Source organism: Leucobacter chironomi DSM 19883 (assembly GCF_000421845.1).
GTDB classification, from domain to species: domain Bacteria; phylum Actinomycetota; class Actinomycetes; order Actinomycetales; family Microbacteriaceae; genus Leucobacter; species Leucobacter chironomi.
In genome coordinates this window covers 135,463-150,534 of sequence record NZ_ATXU01000005.1, presented here as the reverse complement: position 1 = coordinate 150,534, position 15,072 = coordinate 135,463, and the positions used below count along the sequence as shown (strand labels likewise).

The following is a 15,072-nucleotide window of genomic DNA, read 5'->3' as shown; positions in this document are numbered from 1 at the left end:
GGGTCAGCGCGACCGCACCCGCCGATACGGGTGCGTCTGCACGCGGTCGGCAACCTCGGCGATCAGATCCTCGCTCGAACGCCCGGCCCGGGCTGCCGCGGTGAGGCGCCGCGTGACGCGGGCCGCGGCGCGCAGGCTCATCGGGCGGCCGTCGATCCCGAACAGCAGACGCGCCCACTCCGGCAGCAGGGAGAGGATCCCGTCCTGGATGTTGAGCGCCGCCCACACCTTCACCGGGTTGCCCCGCAGCGCCGGCGCTCGCAGCTCGCGGGAGAGCTCGGCGGCGGGCAGCGTGAGAGCCATCCAATCGCGGTTGTCGTCGATGTAGCGGTCGAGCTCGCGCCGGGTGCCGGGCAGCAGCGCGGCGTCGGTGATGCCGACGATGCGGGCCGCCTCGTGCTGCTCGACCACGAAGCGATCCTGCTCGGCGACGGTGAGCGTGGGCCCGAACGCGTCCGCCGCGCGCAGCACCCCGTAGACGATGGCATTGTGGGTCCAGGCGAGCCATTCCTCGGTATCGGCCCGCAGCTCCTCGCCGGTGCGCGGATCGGTCCAGACGCTCGCGGCGTGCAGCCGCTGCACCGCCTCGCCCGCGGCGTCGGCGTGGGCGCGGTCACCGAAGACGGTGGTGTCGATGTACCTGCCGGTGCGCTCCGCACGACCTTCGGCGTCGGATGCGTAGCCGCTGGTGCCCGCGAACACTCGCATCATCATGGGGTTGAGCGACTGGAGCAGCAGCGCGGCGACGCCGCCGAGCTTCGAGCTGGGGTCTGAGAAGAGGCGCCAGCTGACGCTGCCGGGCCCGAAATAGCCGTCGTCGGCGCCGCGGCGGTCGGGATCGCCGGGCGTCGCGCCGTGAGCGACGGGGCAGCCCGCCGCGGCGCGGGCGCCCGCACCCGGTTCGGGTGCGGGAGTGGGCGTGCGGTCCATGCGGTCTCCTGCCGTTCGTGGGACTGTGACGTTGACTCAGTCTAATTTTAGTTGCAATTCGAAAATGTGTGAACACTCGGCGCAAACCCCGCTCTTGCTGCGAACTCGCCGAGCACGCTTGGGGAACACCGGGATGCGGTGCCACACTGATGCCATGAGAACGAGGACCTGGGCCGCTCTCGGAGCCGCCGCCCTGCTGACCCTGACGCTCGCCGGTTGCGGCGGATCGGCCGGAGACCCCGCCGACTCGGAGCCGATCGGCAAGAACACCATCGCGCCCGTCACGATGAGCGTGAACGAACTGCAGGGCGCCACGGTCGAGTTGGTCACGGGGCAGGTGCTCAACATCAACACCGACAGCCTGGCGGTCGACAGCTACAACGGAGAGGTCGCCGACCCCGCGGTCGCCGAGTTCACGCCCGGCCGCACCGGCGACACCGCCGAGTTCAACCCCGGCGTCACCGCGCTCGCGCCCGGCACCACCGAGGTCACCATGACGAATGAGCAGGGCGGCATCCAGCCTCTCTCCTTCACGGTCGAGGTGACGGCACGCGACTAGTCGGCGCGCCTGCGAGTTCCCAGGGACGCAGGGTACCCTGAGGGACTGTGCTGAGTGAGCTGGAACACTACTCGACGATCGCGCTGTATTCCGCCATGATCGTGTATTCGATCGCGTTCGTCTTCTACGCGGTCGACCTCGCGAATCGCAGCGGCGACACGGCCCGGCAGGCATCGCGCGGCGGGGAGCAGCAGGCCGCTGCCGGAGGCGGCGTCGCCACCCTCACGCGCACCGCGACCGCCCGCGCCGAGACGCGGCCGCCCCGCTCCCGCTCGCTGCGGATCGGCTTCTCGCTGACGGTGCTCGCCTTCGTGCTGCACCTGGCCGCCACCGTGCTGCGCGGCATCGCCGCCTCGCGCGTGCCGTGGGCCAACATGTACGAGTTCGCGCTCACCGCCACCTGCGCGATCATGCTCGTCTTCCTCGTCGCGCAGCTCTTCATCGACTTGCGGTTCCTCGGCACACTCGTCACCGGCCTCGTCGTCCTCTTCCTGGGCGTCTCGAAAGTGAACTACTACGTCGAGATCGTGCCGCTGCAGCCGGCGCTCGACTCCTACTGGCTCGTGATCCATATCCTCGTCGCGGTGCTCGCGGTCGGCTTCTTCACGCTGTCGTTCGGGCTCGCCCTGCTCCAGGTGCTCCAGTCCGGGCGCGAGGCGAAGCTCGCGGCGCAGGAGCCGGGCGGGCTGCGATTCCTCGCCACGCTCCCCAACGCCGTGCGGCTCGAAGACATCGCCTACCGGCTCGCGATCATCGGATTCGTCTTCTGGACCTTCACCCTCATCGCCGGTTCGATCTGGGCCGAAGCGGCGTGGAGCCGCTACTGGGGCTGGGACACCAAGGAGGTCTGGACCTTCGTGATCTGGGTGCTCTACGCCGGCTTCATCCACGCGCGCGCGACGCGCGGCTGGCGAGGCACCCGCTCGGCATGGCTGAACATCATCGCCTACGCCGCGGTGATCTTCAACTTCACGATCGTCAACGTCTTCTTCAAGGGCCTGCACGCCTACTCCGGGTTGTGATCCTATGGCGGGCCACGGCGTCGACGCACCGCAGCCCGCGGTGAGCGACGGCGGGCCGCCGGCACCTGGCAGCACCTCGGTCGACGCTCCCCGCAGCGCCTCTGGCGGTGCCGCTGGCAGCACCGTGTCCGGCGCGCGCCGCTGGATCGGCGGCGCGGGCCTCGCCCTCGGAGCGGTCCTCGTCGCCGTCATCACGCTGACCCCGGATCCCGTCGACTCGAACCACCGCGCGCTCGTGCGCGAGCTGATCGCCTTCCTGCACGCGCACGGAGCGCCGCCCCAGCTCGGCTACGCCGCGCTCGAGTTCACGGCGAACATCGTGATGTTCGTGCCGCTCGGCTTCTTCGCGGCGCTGCTGCTGCCGCTCGGCCGGGCCTGGCTGGCGGCGCTGTTGGCCGTCGGGTTCTCGGCGGCCGTGGAAGCGGTGCAGCTGCTCCTGCTGCCGGCGCGCTTCGCGACGCTGCTCGACGTGCTCGCGAACGCGCTGGGCGCCGCCGTCGGCGTGGGCGTCGCCGTGCTGCTGCGCGTCTGCGTGGCCGCGCGCGACAAGCGCCTGCTGCGCGAGGCGCACGCACGGGCCGGCGCCGCGCCCGGCTCGCCGCCCGGCGCGGCGTCGCTCACCGCCCCCTCGCGTTCGAGGTGACGCGTGTGGTCGTCTCCTCGCCGGGAGACGACCACACGCGTTACCTCGCTGCGGGCTGCGCGGAGGAGGGCTGCGACGAGGAGGGCTGCGCCGAGAAGAGCTGGGGTACGGCCTCGCGCAGCGCGGCGAGCAGCGCCGGCTCCGTGGTGCGCGCGTAGGTGCTCGTCATGTGCCCGTCGTCGCGGTAGACGAGCACATTGCCCACGATCGGTTCGCACGTCGTCGGCCCGCAGAGCGCGTCGGAGAGGTCGATGATGCGCAGATTCGCGGGCAGATCCGCCGCCAGCGTCCCGAAGAAGTCGGGCGCCAGCTTCTCGTACCGCTGCAGCGAGCAGGAGCTCGGATCCGCACCGTGCTCGACGAGGCACTCGGGCACGTCGAAGGCGAACTTGGGCGTGCCGCGGATCCCGACCACCTCGATGCCCAGCTCGCCGAGCCGCTCCACCTGCTCGATCATGCCGCGCGGGATCTCCTCCGGCGTGCCCGGCTCGAACGAGACGACGCTGCCGAGGGTGAAGACGAGATCCGGGTCGTACGACGCGATCGTGCGGACGACATCGCCGTTCCACTCGCTGCAGGTGTCACCGGTCTGCTCCGTGGTGAGCCGGCAGCCGTCCTTCTCGATGACGAGCAGGCGCCAGTGCTGCTGCTCGGCGATCCTGCGCAGCGCCGGGTACCACTGCACGGAGAACGAGCCGCCGGTCAGCACCACGGTGCGCTCGCGGCCGAAATCGTCGACGTCGCAGACCAGCACCTCGCCGTCGCCGGGCTCGTCGCGGTGCGACTGGATGCAGCCCTCGTCGTAGATGGGCGCGAGGTCTATGAACGCCGAGGTGGGGGTGGGAAGGAAGCCGACATCGGGATCCGGATCGAGCGGCGCCGCCGCGCCGGGGCCGGCGAGCGCGCCCGCGCCGACCTGCTCGGGCGAGAGCCGGGCCGCGGCTGCGAGATCGGCGTGGCGCTGCCGGTCGACGAGCTCCGCCCAGCCGACCGTCGTGACCGCGAGCAGCATCAGCGGCACGAGCGGCACCGCCGCGGCCCTCGGCCACGACCAGTCGCTCAGCGAGCGCCGCGAGACCGCCGAGACGATCCGCTCCGTCGCGATCGACAGCGCGAACGACACCGCCGCGATGAAGATCGCGGTGCCCCAGCTCACCGTCGTCTCGCCGCGCACCCGCATCGTGAAGATCAGCACCGGCCAGTGCCAGAGGTACAACTGGTAGGCGATCCGGGCGAGGAACTTCACCGGGCCGACGCTCAGCGCGTGCGCCGCCCAGCCGTCGGGCGCCCCGCGGGTCGCCCCGAAGAGCACCAGCAGCGAGGCGCCGACCGGCCACAGGGCCGGCACGCCGGGGAACTCGCGCGCGCCGTCGAAGATGAGACCGCAGACGAGGATCATCGCGAGCCCCACCCACACGCCGGCCTCGCGCACCCAGCCGTGCGCGAGGAAGGTCGCCGGGATGAACGCGATCATCGCGCCGGCCCCCAGCTCCCAGAAGCGGCTGAAGGTGTTGAAGTAGGCCACGGTCTGGTCGGCGTCGACGAGCACCAGCGCCCAGACGAACGAGGCCGCCGTCAGCGCGAGCGTCGTGCCGAGGAACACCGCGCGGAAGGTCGGCCGCCGCGCCCCGCCGCGCGCGAACAGGGCGTAGAGGGCGAGTGCCAGGAACGGCCAGACGAGGAAGAACTGCCCCTGCACGGCCAGTGACCAGAAGTGCTGCACGGGGCTCGAATCCGGCCCCGCGGCGCCGTAGGAGAGCTGCGACGAGATGAGCTCCCAGTTCTCGTAGTACAGCGCCGAGGCGAACACCTCGCGGAAGGTCTGGAGGTAGCGCGTCGCGGGGAGCCACAGCCAGGTGGCGATCAGCACCGCGGCGAGCACGATGACGGCGCTCGGGATCAGCCTGGTCGACACCCCGATGAAGTGCTTCCGCAGCCAGGCGCCGGGCCGCTTGCGGCCGCCGCCCGGTTCGGGTCTGTCGAAGTACCCCAGCAGCTTGCGGGTGAGGAAGTAGGCCGACAGCACCAGGAACACGTCGACGCCGCCCGAGACCCGGCCGTTGCCGAAGACGTGGAACACCATGACGAGCGTGAGAGCAATGCCGCGCACGCCATCGATCTCGTGCATGTACCCGGCTTTGGAGCCGGCGCGCACGACGCCCTGATGCTGCACTGCGATTGCTCCCACACCGCAGAGCGTAGGCGCCCCCGGCGGGGCGGGAGGAGGAAAGCCGTGATTCCTACTCACCCCCGGGGGTGGGGCGGGGGTGGGGCTACTGCAGCACCTCGACGATCTCGACAGGCTCGATGCGCCGGCCCGTGTAGAACGGCGTCTCGAGGTGCACGTAGTTGCGGGCATCGACGCCGCGCAGATCCCGCATCATGTCGACCAGCTCGGTGAGGTCGTCGGCCTCCATCGGCAGCAGCCACTCGTAGTCGCCCAGCGCGAACGCCGACACGGTGTTCGAGACGACTCCGGCGTGCTGCGCACCCGCGCTGCCGTGCTCGGCGAGCATCGCGCGGCGCTCCTCGGGCGGCAGCAGGTACCACTCGGGCGAGCGCACGAACGGGTACACGGCGAGCCACTGCAGCGGCGGCACCCCGCGCGCGAACCCCGGCAGGTGCCCGCGGTTGAACTCGGCGTCGCGGTGCACGCCCACGGCGCCCCAGGTGCGGATCAGGGGTTTGAGCAGCGAGGAACGGCGCAGTTCGCGCAGCGCCCACTGCAGATCCTCGGCCGCCGTGCCGTGCAGCCAGACCAGGAGATCGGCGTCCGAGCGCATGCCGCTGACGTCGTACCAGCCGCGCAGCGTGACGCCCTCGTCCTCGATGAGCTCGACCACGCCCTCGAGCTCCCGCACCGCATCGGGCACGTCGCGGCCGTCGACCGTGACGGGGTGCGAGGAGCTGAGACGGAACACCGCGAAGAGCGTGAAGGCCGGCTCGTCGGAGCCTCCCTCGAAGTCGACGTCGATGGCGGCGTTGTGGTCCGGGACGGCGTGGAGCGGTGAGGAGTTCATGAGCTCATCGTGCTCTCTCGCCCGAGCCGGCGCAAGAGGAGGCTCGCCGAGCGGGTCGGCGTTCAGGCGGCCGGCGGGCCGAGGGCGGCGATCCGCTGCCACGCGTCGACCCAGGTGGGCACCTGCTGCGGCAGCGCCTCGCCGGCGTGCGCGAGCGCGGCGGCCACCGCGTCGGAGAGCGACGCCGCATCGTCGAGCGGCACGGTGTGCTGCGCGATGCCGGGCGGGAGCGACAGTCCCAGGGTGAGCACGGGGCGGCGGCTGGCGAGCGCGTTCCAGATCTTCGCCGGCACGAGGGTCTGCTGGCGGTCGCCCACGCGGTAGGGCAGCAGGATCGCGCTCCAGCGGTCGATGATGGGCGGCAGCTCCGCGACCGGCACCGGCGGCGCGAGGCGCACCCCCGCCGCGAGCAGCTCGGCGCGCGAGGCCTCGTCGACCTCGCCCACCACCTCGACGGGACGGGTGCGTGCGACGGCCGCGACCGCGGGCAGGTCGACGATGCCCTGCTGCACGGTGCCGAAGTAGCCGATGGGCGCGTCGGGCTGCGGCTCGGACCAGGGGTAGCCGGTGAACTCGTCGTCGGCCGCGGGCAGCACCAGGATCGAGTCGAGGCCGCGTTCGGCCCACGCCAGCTGCATGGCGGCGGAATCGGTGACGAGGCCCGCCTCGTGCTCGAGCGCGCGCTCGACGCGGCGCCAGTGGCGGGGCGGGTACCAGTTCGCGGGCACCTGGGACCAGTCGAGCACCCGGTCGTAGACGATCCGCCGCGGGCTCAGTCGCCTCGCGAGCGCCAGGCAGCGGCGCGAGGGCACGTACTGCAGCACCATGGTCTCGCTCGCGGACGCGGACCCCAGGCGTCGGCGGATCCGGCGCAGGGTCGCGCCGGGCAGGAGATCGACGGGCGACCAGTGCAGCACCCGCACCCCCGCGGGCAGCTGCTGCGCCGGGGGAGCGTCGCCGCCCCGGCGCCGGAGCCTCGCGAGGATCTGCCGGACATCGCGCAGCAGCGGCTCGACGAACACGACGGCGGTCCCCGCCCCGGCCGCGGCCCTCGCGAGCGAGTGATGGCGCTGCCAGGCGAAGTTCCACTTCACCGAGCTGAGGATCACGAGCGCTACGGGCGCGGGGGCTGGAGCCGCCCCGTGGGCGGCGCGGGGCGCCCGATCGGGGGTCTCGGCGTCGGTGCGTTCGACGCCCGACGCCCGACCGCCGGGGTCTGCGTGCTGGGCCATGACTCTCCTTCGAATCGTGACGGCCGGATCCTCATCCTTGCACGGCCCGGCACCATACGCCGAGAAAGTCGTACACCTTTATCACACATGGAACAAGATTCCCAAAGCATCATTGACGTGTCGGGACATTTGGGCGGAGACTTACGTACGTGCGAAACACGTAAAGTCGAAAGCGGAGCAAAAAAGCCAGACTTACTCTGAGAGGGCTTTCGGGCGGCAGTGGGGGCCGACTGGCTCCCCTGGGGGAGTCAGGTCATGGAACTGTTCAATGGAGATGGAGCGGATCGCGAATTCACGGTCTCGGCCGAGTCGCGTCTCGCAGTGGAGGCGAGCAGCACGCCGGAGCGCTTGGACGCGCTGCTGGAAGCGCTGGTCGCTCCCGGCAGCGTAGCCCTGCTGATCGGCGAGGCCGGCACGGGCAAGAAGCGGCTCGCGCACGAGGCCGCGGGGGCACTCGGCGGGCGGCTCGGCGAGCCCGTATCGGTGATCTCGCTGGAGTCCCCTCCGAGCCCACTCACCGGCATCGCCTCCCATTTCGGCCTGCACTTCCCCGAGCTCTTCGGCGCAGCGGACGCTCTCGAGAACCGGGACCACTTCAACGTCGAGGAGCCCGAGGTGCTGGCGGCCCGCCTCATCGAGGCCGTCGAGCGCGACAGCGAGAACCGCACGCCGCTGCTCATCGCGCAGGGACTCGACCAGTACTCGCCGATGGCGGCGATGATGCTCGACCGGCTGGTGCGCTCGCGTCGCATCCGGGTCATTGGCACCACCCGCCAGCTCAGCGGCGCCGCGGGCCAGCTCGCGCGCGACCCGCAGGTGCGCAAGATCTCCGTGCCCCCGCTCTCGGTGGCCGAGGCGCAGCGATTCCTCGTGCAGCTGCTGGGCGCGGAGTACGTCGAACTGCAGACGCTGCGCCGCTGGTACCGCGTGACCGAGGGCAACTCGCTGTCGCTCACCCTGCTCGCGCTGACCCTCGACCGCCGCGGGCTGGTGGGGCGCAAACGCGGCGTGGTCTACGAGCTGCCCGGCGCCGAAGCGGTGCCCACCGAGTTCCGCGAGTTCCTGCACAGCACCTGCACCGCGGACGAGCTGCGCACCCTCGAACTGGTCGCCCACGTCGAGCCCATGTTCGAGAACGCCTTCATCCAGCAGCTCGATCCGGTGCACGTGGCGCACCTCACCGATCAGGGCCTGCTCGCCGCGGGAACGGGTCCGAGCGGACGGCTGACGCTCAGCCTCAAGCATCAGCTGCTCACCAAGGCGGTGCGGGAGCAGATGACCCCGACCCGGCTGGTGGAGGTGAGCAACCAGCTCTTCGACGCACTGCACGACGAGCTCGGCTCGGAAGACCCGTACCGCTCCCCGCGCCTGCTGTTCCGCATGGTGGCGATGGGCCTCGACGCCGACCGCAACGTGCCGCTCGGCTGGCTGTGGGAGGCGCTCGAGATCCTGCGCAGCGGCCACGAGCTGCAACTGCGACTGCGCGTCGCGCTGGCGGTGGCCGCGCACCCGGACGCCTCGACCCTGCAGCTCACCATCGGCGCGCAGCAGGCCAGCCAGATCGCGCGCTTCATCGGCGATCGCGAACGGCTCGTCCAGGCGCTCGACCACGTGCGCACCGCGGTGGAGCGCACGCGCCGCGTCTCGGGGGTGCCGGCGCTGCTGCGCGCGAAGCTGCGGCTCGCGCTCGTCGAGCACCTCACCCTCGACCGCGACGACGCCGAGGCCGCCGAAGCGCTGCTCGGCGAACTGGAGCGCGAGTTCGCGGAGGCCGACGTGCGGGTCGTCGAGGTCGTGCGCAACGCGCGAGTGCTCTTCCTCTCCCGCACGGGCCGGCTGCGCGAGGCCGCCGAACTGGTGCCCGACCCGAGCGACTTCGGCACGATGCCGATCGAGTGGGAGCGCACCTTCGGGCGGGCGGTCTCCTCGCTCATCCTCGCGCAGCGCGGGCGGCAGGACACCGCGGTGCAGACCGCCGAGTACGCCGAATCGTTCGCGTCGCTCGGCGAGCAGCCGCAGATCGACAGCGCAGACCTGCTGCGCTTCTGCGGGTTCATCAGCGCCTGGGGCTGCGGCGGGCTCGAATCGGCGCGGCAGATGCTCGCCGAAGCCGTGCGGCAGTCGTTCTCGGACATGCACTACTCGGGCCTCGTCGACACCTGCGCGGTGCTGATGAGCATCGCCGACGGCAAGTGGCGGCTGGCCGCCCAGCGCGCCGAACGGCTGCGGGAACGCCTCGGCGCCTACGACAGGCACGGCGTGATCGGACTCGTGAACGCCGGTCTTGCACTCGCGCTCGCTGCGCTCGGCGAGCACGCCGCCAGCCGCCGCGCGATCCGCCTCGCCGAGAGCCGCCACTACGGCATCTCGCAGGCCGTCACGGGCTACCTGCGGCTGATGACGCTGCAGGCGCGGCAGTGGAACAGCGACCCGGAGATCGTGGAGCTCGTGCAGCGGCTCGCCTCGTGGGCCCGCACGCAGCAGCTCGAACTGGTCGAACTGCGCGCGCTGCGCCTGCTCGCGATCGAGGATCGCGCGGCGGCCGCGCCCTACCGCGGGCGGATCGAGGCGCTCGCCGCCGCGGTCGACCCCGACTTCGGCAGCGCGCTGCGCGCGCACTGCGACGAACTGCTCGACGGCCGGGACGGCTGGGACACGCCGTCGTCGAGGCGGCTCACCGAGTACGGCATCTGGATGCCGCTGCCGCTCACGGAGGAGCTGTCGTCGCGGGAGCGGGAGATCGCGCTCTTCGCCTCGCTCGGCTACTCGAGCCGCTGGATCGCCGAGCAGTTCCACCTCTCGGTGCGCACCGTCGACACGCACCTGCGGCACGTCTTCACGAAGCTGCGGGTGAGCGGCCGCGACGAGCTGCGGCAGTGGTTCCGCCGCGAGCACGTCTCTCGGTAGACGCGGGAGCGGCCGTCCCTCTGGGATCTGCCGTGGATATGGCCCGGGAGGCGGGAACTGCCATACGTTCGGCAGATCCCATATCCGTGGCCGGGCTCTCGGCCGGGCTCTCGCCGCCGGGCGTGCGGAGGAATGCGTAGCGGAAGGAACTCCCCGCGACGGGCGCGGAGAACAGCGCCGAATCGCTCCGTAGAGCTTGCGTAACTTGTCCCCGCAGAGGCCCCCACCCTTCTTAGCCTGACTCCACATTCACGATGGAGTGCAAGCTAGGGGAGTCGGCATGCTGGTGGAGAGCGGGCTGGATACGTTCACGGGAGCGGTGGCGCTGTCGCCGAGGCGCACGCCCACTCTGGAGCGGCGGCGGCGCTGGGAGCGCAACTTCCGCTGGTGCCTCCGCGTCTCGGACACCGTCGTCATCCTCGCCTCGATCGGCGCGGCGCTGCTGCTGCAGGGGCTGCTCGTGGGCGAGAGCCCGTCGACCCCGGTCGTGGCGGCCGCGCTCGTGACGCTCTGGATCCTCGCGCTCACCGGCATGCGCAGCCGCGACATCGGCTGCCTCGGGGCCGGCACCGTCGAGTACCGTCGAGTGGCGCACGCCACCGGGCTCGCCGTCGGCGCCGTCGCCATCACCGCGCTCATCGCCGACTGGAGCGGCGACCGGGTGCTCATCTTCGCAGCCCTGCCGATCGGGCTCGTCGCGCTGCTCGTCTCGCGGTGGGAGTGGCGTCGCTGGCTGCGCGAGCAGCGCCGCATCGGCCACTACGCCTCGCGCACGCTCGTCGTCGGCGAACGCGCCGACGTCGAATACGTGATCCGCACGCTGCAGGCGGATCGCGGCAGCGGCTACCAGGTGGTCGCGGCGACGCTCTTCGGCGCCGACCGGGCCCCGCTCGTGGTCGGCGGCCACCGCTATCAGGTGCGGGGCAGTGCCGACCAGGTGGCGGCCGTCGCCTCGCAGGCCGGTGCCGACACCATCATCGTCGCCAGCCAGCCCGAGAACGCCCCCTCCTTCGTGCGGGAACTCAGCTGGCGGCTCGAAGGCACCGCGGCGAACCTCGTGCTCTCCAACCGGGTCACCGACGTCGTCGGACCGCGCATCTCCTTCCGACCCGTCGAGGGGCTGCCGATGCTGCAGATCACGATCCCGTCGTACGAGGGCGGGCACCACCTGCTCAAACGGGGGCTCGACGTGAGCGTGGCCGCGTTCGCGCTCGCCGCGATCGCGCTGGTCACCCCGGTGCTGGCGCTGCTGATCAAGCTCGACTCGCCGGGGCCGGTGCTCTTCCGGCAGCAGCGCGCCGGCCGCGACGGGCGCCTGTTCACGATGGTCAAGTTCCGCACGATGGCGGTCGACGCCGAGCAGCGGCTCGCCGAGCTGAGAGAGCAGAACGAGGGGTCCGGCCCGCTGTTCAAGATGAAGCAGGATCCTCGGGTCACCCGCGTGGGACGGGTGCTGCGGCGGCTCTCGCTCGACGAGCTGCCCCAGTTCTGGAACGTGCTGCGGGGCGACATGAGCGTCGTGGGCCCCCGCCCGCCGCTGCCCGCCGAGGTCACCGCCTACGACGGCACCGTCGTGCGTCGGCTCTACGTGAAACCCGGCATCACCGGCCTGTGGCAGGTCAGCGGCCGCAGCGACCTCTCGTGGGACGAGAGCGTGCGCCTCGACCTCAGCTACGTCGAGAACTGGTCGCTCATGAACGACCTGCAGATCATGTGGCGCACGGCCCGCGTGATGGTGCACCGCGAAGGAGCGTACTGATCATGTCGCACCTCAACGTGCATCCTCACGGCAGCGCCTCGGTCGAGGTCGCCGGGGTGGCGATCGACTCCTTCACCGAGCGCTCCTTCGCCGAGACCGTCATCGAGTGGGCCGCCCGGCCCGGCGTCGATGTCGCGGTGGGCGTCAACGCGCACGTGTGCAATCTGGCCCGCAAGGACGCGCAGCTGCGCCGCTTCCTGCAGCAGCACACCACCTACGCCGACGGTCAGTCGGTCGTGTGGGGCGCCCGGCTCCTCGGGCGCCGCCTGCCCGAGCGGCTCGCGACCACCGACGTGGCCGAGCCCGTGCTGCGGGCGGCCGCCGACGCCGGCATCCCCGTCTACTTCCTCGGCGCGGCCGAGGGGGTGGCGGAGACCGCCGCGGAACGGTTGCGCGGCCGCATCCCCGGGGTGCGGATCCGCACGCACCACGGCTACTTCGACGAGCGCGACGTGCCGCGCATCGCCGCCGACATCGCCGACCACGGCACGGGCATCCTCTTCGTGGGCATGGGCGACCCGGTGCAGGAGCGCTGGGTGCAGGAGCACGAGGAGCTGCTGCCGCCGGCCGTGCTCACCTGCGGCGGCCTCTTCGACTGGCTCAGCGGATCGAACCGCCGTGCGCCGCAGTGGATGATCCGCGCCGGGCTCGAGTGGTTCTGGCGGCTGGGCCTCGAACCGCGACGGCTGGCGAAGCGCTACCTGGTCGGCAACGTGCAGTTCATCGCCGCGCTCGCGCGGCAGCGTCTGACGGCGAGCCCCGCATGACCGCCGTCGCGGCGCCCGTGCGCGAGGAGCGGAGCCTGGGGCGCCGGAGCATGCTGAGCTTCGCGGGTTCGGCCACGAGCGCCCTGCTCGGCTTCCTGCTCGTGGTGGTGCTCGCCCGGTTCCTCGGCGACGCCGACTCCGGCATCGTGCTGCAGGCCATCGCGGTCTTCATGATCGCGCTCGGCTTCGCCCGCTTCGGCATGGACTCGACCGCGGTGTGGCTGCTGCCCCGGCTCGCCGACGACCAGCCGCAGCAGGTGCGGGCCACCGCCTGGTTCCTCATCGCGGTGTCCGGCATCGCGGGCTCCCTCTGCGCCGTGGTGGTGTGGATCGGCGCAGGGTTCGCGGCCGAGGCCGATCCCGCCGACCCGCTGCCCGCCGTGGTGCGCGTCAGCGCGGTCTTCCTGCCGATCGCGGCGATGCTGCTCACCGCCCTCGCCGTCAGCCGGGCGCTCGGACGCATCGCCGAGTACGTGCTCATCGGCGGCATCGGGCTGCCCGCCGCCCGCCTGCTGGCCGTGCTCGCCGCCCTGCTGCTCGGGGTGGCGCTCAGCGGTGTGATGCTCGCGTGGGCGCTGCCCGCAGCGCTCGCGCTCGCGCTCGCCCTCGTCGTCGTTGCCCGCCAGCTGCGCGGCCTCGGAACCGGCGACGGCGCCCGCTTCTTCGGCACCGCACTGCCCACCCGCACCCTCGGCTTCGCGGGCCCGCGCGTGATCTCTGCGGCACTCGAGCAGATGCTGCTCTGGATCTCGGTGCTCGTCGTCGGCGCGGTCGCCGGCGCCGCAGCCGCGGGCGTGTACGGCGCCGCGAGCCGCTTCGTCGCGGCCGGCATGATCGTCGACTCCGCGATCCGCGTCGTCTTCGCCCCCGTGTTCAGCCGCATGCAGCACCGCGGCGCCGAGGGCGAGGTGCGCGAACTGCACCGCACCGCGACGAGCTGGCTCGTGCTGTTCAGCGCCCCCGTCTTCCTGCTGCTCGCGATCTTCGCCCCCGTCGCCCTCTCGGTGCTCGGCCCCGACTTCGCGTCAGGCGCATCCACGCTCGCCGTGATGTGCATCGGCGCGCTCATCGCCTTCCTCGCCGGCAATGTGCAGACGATTCTGCTCACCGCGGGCCGCAGCGGCCTCGCCGCGATCAACAAGGCCGTCGTCGTCACCGTCAACGTCGCACTGATCCCGCCGTTCGTCGCGATGTGGGGGATCGTCGGCGCCGCCTGGGCCTGGACCATCGCCTGCGTCATCGACGCGCTGCTCGCCTGGTGCGAGATCCGCTTCGTGCTGCGGCTGCGGATCGCGCCCGGTGCGGGATTCGCAGCCCTCGCGGTCTGCCTCGGCAGCGTCGGCCTCTCCGCGATGATCGCCCGGCTCGTGCTCGGGCCGAGCTTCGTCGGCCTCGTCGTCGCCGCCGGCCTCGGCCTCGCACTCTTCGCCGCCGCCTGCCGCTTCGGCCGGATCCCGCTCAGACTCGCCGGCCTCGCACCGCCGACCCCGAGACCACCGGAGTGAACCCGCTCCGGTCACCACCGCCGGCGACCCGCTCGTCCGGCCCACCACACGCAGAAATCAGGGACACCATGAACATCGAACCCACCGGCCCGGTACGGCCGCCGCGCAGGAGGTGGGCGCTGGCCGCGATCATCGCGGCCACGCTCGCAGCCACCGCGGGGGGCATCTGGCTCAGCACCGCAGGTGCCCAGCAGCCCGAAGCGGCCGGCCCCAAGACCGAGGGCGCAGCGCCGCCCACCAAAGCCCCCGCATCCTCCGAGCCGCCGAACTCCCCTGAAACTGCGGGCGGTTCGGGGGATGCGGGCTCACTCACCGAAGACACGGCGAGCACGCTCATCGCGACCGCCATCGGCGCACCGCTCACTCAGAGCGAGGACGAAGGGGCCCTCGCCCAGCAGATCGCGAGCTTCGCGGCGGGCGCCTTCGCCTCCGAGCTCGAAGTGCAGTGGGAAGAGCTCGTGGTCAACGGCTGGAGCATCTCCGGCACGCCCGAGATCGTCAAGACCTCGGTCGAGACCGCCGCCGATGATCGCAGCGCCGTCGCGCTGAGCTGCGTCGACGCCACCGCGGTGCACACGCTCGACTCCGAAGGCGAGCCCATCGCCCCGGAGGCGTCGCGCGACAACCGCGCCCTGCACCGCTTCACCCTCACCCGCGGAGACGACGACGTCTGGCGAGTGACCAAGCACGACTTCCCCGACGATCCGGCCTGCTGAGCCGCCGCAACG

12 protein-coding genes are annotated in these 15,072 nt (G+C 71.8%); 8 read left to right on the top strand and 4 right to left on the bottom strand.

Annotated elements, in window-relative coordinates:
- Positions 1-3: 3 nt before the first annotated feature.
- Complete coding sequence (locus tag H629_RS0106945; RefSeq protein ID WP_024356569.1) at positions 4-930, bottom strand: oxygenase MpaB family protein; 927 nt, start codon at positions 928-930, stop codon at positions 4-6.
- 154 nt (positions 931-1,084) lie between these two features.
- Here H629_RS0106945 and H629_RS0106940 point away from each other — a divergent pair, with 154 nt between their 5' ends.
- The 3 genes from H629_RS0106940 (at position 1,085) to H629_RS14490 (ending at position 3,154) form a co-directional block, all read left to right on the top strand.
- A complete protein-coding gene (locus H629_RS0106940) occupies positions 1,085-1,489 on the top strand; it encodes a pilus assembly protein N-terminal domain-containing protein (protein ID WP_024356568.1) in 405 nt (134 codons plus the stop codon).
- A 95-nt stretch (positions 1,490-1,584) separates the two neighbouring features.
- Positions 1,585-2,511, top strand: coding sequence for a c-type cytochrome biogenesis protein CcsB (ccsB, locus tag H629_RS0106935; protein ID WP_152485667.1), 927 nt, complete (start codon positions 1,585-1,587; stop codon positions 2,509-2,511).
- A 4-nt stretch (positions 2,512-2,515) separates the two neighbouring features.
- Positions 2,516-3,154, top strand: a complete 639-nt coding sequence (locus tag H629_RS14490; RefSeq protein ID WP_024356566.1) for a VanZ family protein — start codon at positions 2,516-2,518, stop codon at positions 3,152-3,154.
- Between the two features lie 40 nt (positions 3,155-3,194).
- Here the strand turns inward: H629_RS14490 and H629_RS0106925 are convergent, their stop codons facing one another.
- The 3 genes from H629_RS0106925 to H629_RS0106915 all read right to left on the bottom strand — a co-directional run bounded on the left by H629_RS0106925 (position 3,195) and on the right by H629_RS0106915 (position 7,406).
- Positions 3,195-5,342 carry an acyltransferase family protein gene (locus tag H629_RS0106925; RefSeq protein ID WP_161607991.1) on the bottom strand — a complete coding sequence of 716 codons (2,148 nt, stop codon included), beginning with the start codon at positions 5,340-5,342 and terminating at the stop codon, positions 3,195-3,197.
- A gap of 85 nt (positions 5,343-5,427) precedes the next feature.
- Positions 5,428-6,174 (bottom strand): hydrogen peroxide-dependent heme synthase, encoded by a 747-nt coding sequence (gene hemQ, locus H629_RS0106920; protein ID WP_024356564.1) that lies wholly within the window; start codon positions 6,172-6,174, stop codon positions 5,428-5,430.
- Positions 6,175-6,236: 62 nt separating this feature from the next.
- Positions 6,237-7,406, bottom strand: a complete 1,170-nt coding sequence (locus H629_RS0106915) for a glycosyltransferase family protein (RefSeq protein WP_024356563.1) — start codon at positions 7,404-7,406, stop codon at positions 6,237-6,239.
- Positions 7,407-7,661: 255 nt separating this feature from the next.
- Between H629_RS0106915 and H629_RS0106910 the strand changes: the two genes are divergently transcribed.
- The 5 genes from H629_RS0106910 (at position 7,662) to H629_RS0106890 (ending at position 15,060) form a co-directional block, all read left to right on the top strand.
- Positions 7,662-10,313 carry a LuxR C-terminal-related transcriptional regulator gene (locus H629_RS0106910; RefSeq protein ID WP_024356562.1) on the top strand — a complete coding sequence of 884 codons (2,652 nt, stop codon included), beginning with the start codon at positions 7,662-7,664 and terminating at the stop codon, positions 10,311-10,313.
- 280 nt (positions 10,314-10,593) lie between these two features.
- Complete coding sequence (locus tag H629_RS0106905) at positions 10,594-12,072, top strand: sugar transferase (protein ID WP_024356561.1); 1,479 nt, start codon at positions 10,594-10,596, stop codon at positions 12,070-12,072.
- A gap of 2 nt (positions 12,073-12,074) precedes the next feature.
- Positions 12,075-12,839 (top strand): WecB/TagA/CpsF family glycosyltransferase, encoded by a 765-nt coding sequence (locus tag H629_RS0106900; protein WP_024356560.1) that lies wholly within the window; start codon positions 12,075-12,077, stop codon positions 12,837-12,839.
- Entirely contained in the window at positions 12,836-14,344 is a 1,509-nt protein-coding gene (locus H629_RS0106895; protein WP_024356559.1) for a lipopolysaccharide biosynthesis protein, read from the top strand. The genes H629_RS0106900 and H629_RS0106895 overlap by 4 nt, the downstream gene beginning before the upstream one ends.
- 68 nt (positions 14,345-14,412) lie before the next feature.
- Complete coding sequence (locus tag H629_RS0106890) at positions 14,413-15,060, top strand: hypothetical protein (RefSeq protein ID WP_024356558.1); 648 nt, start codon at positions 14,413-14,415, stop codon at positions 15,058-15,060.
- Positions 15,061-15,072: the final 12 nt, after the last annotated feature.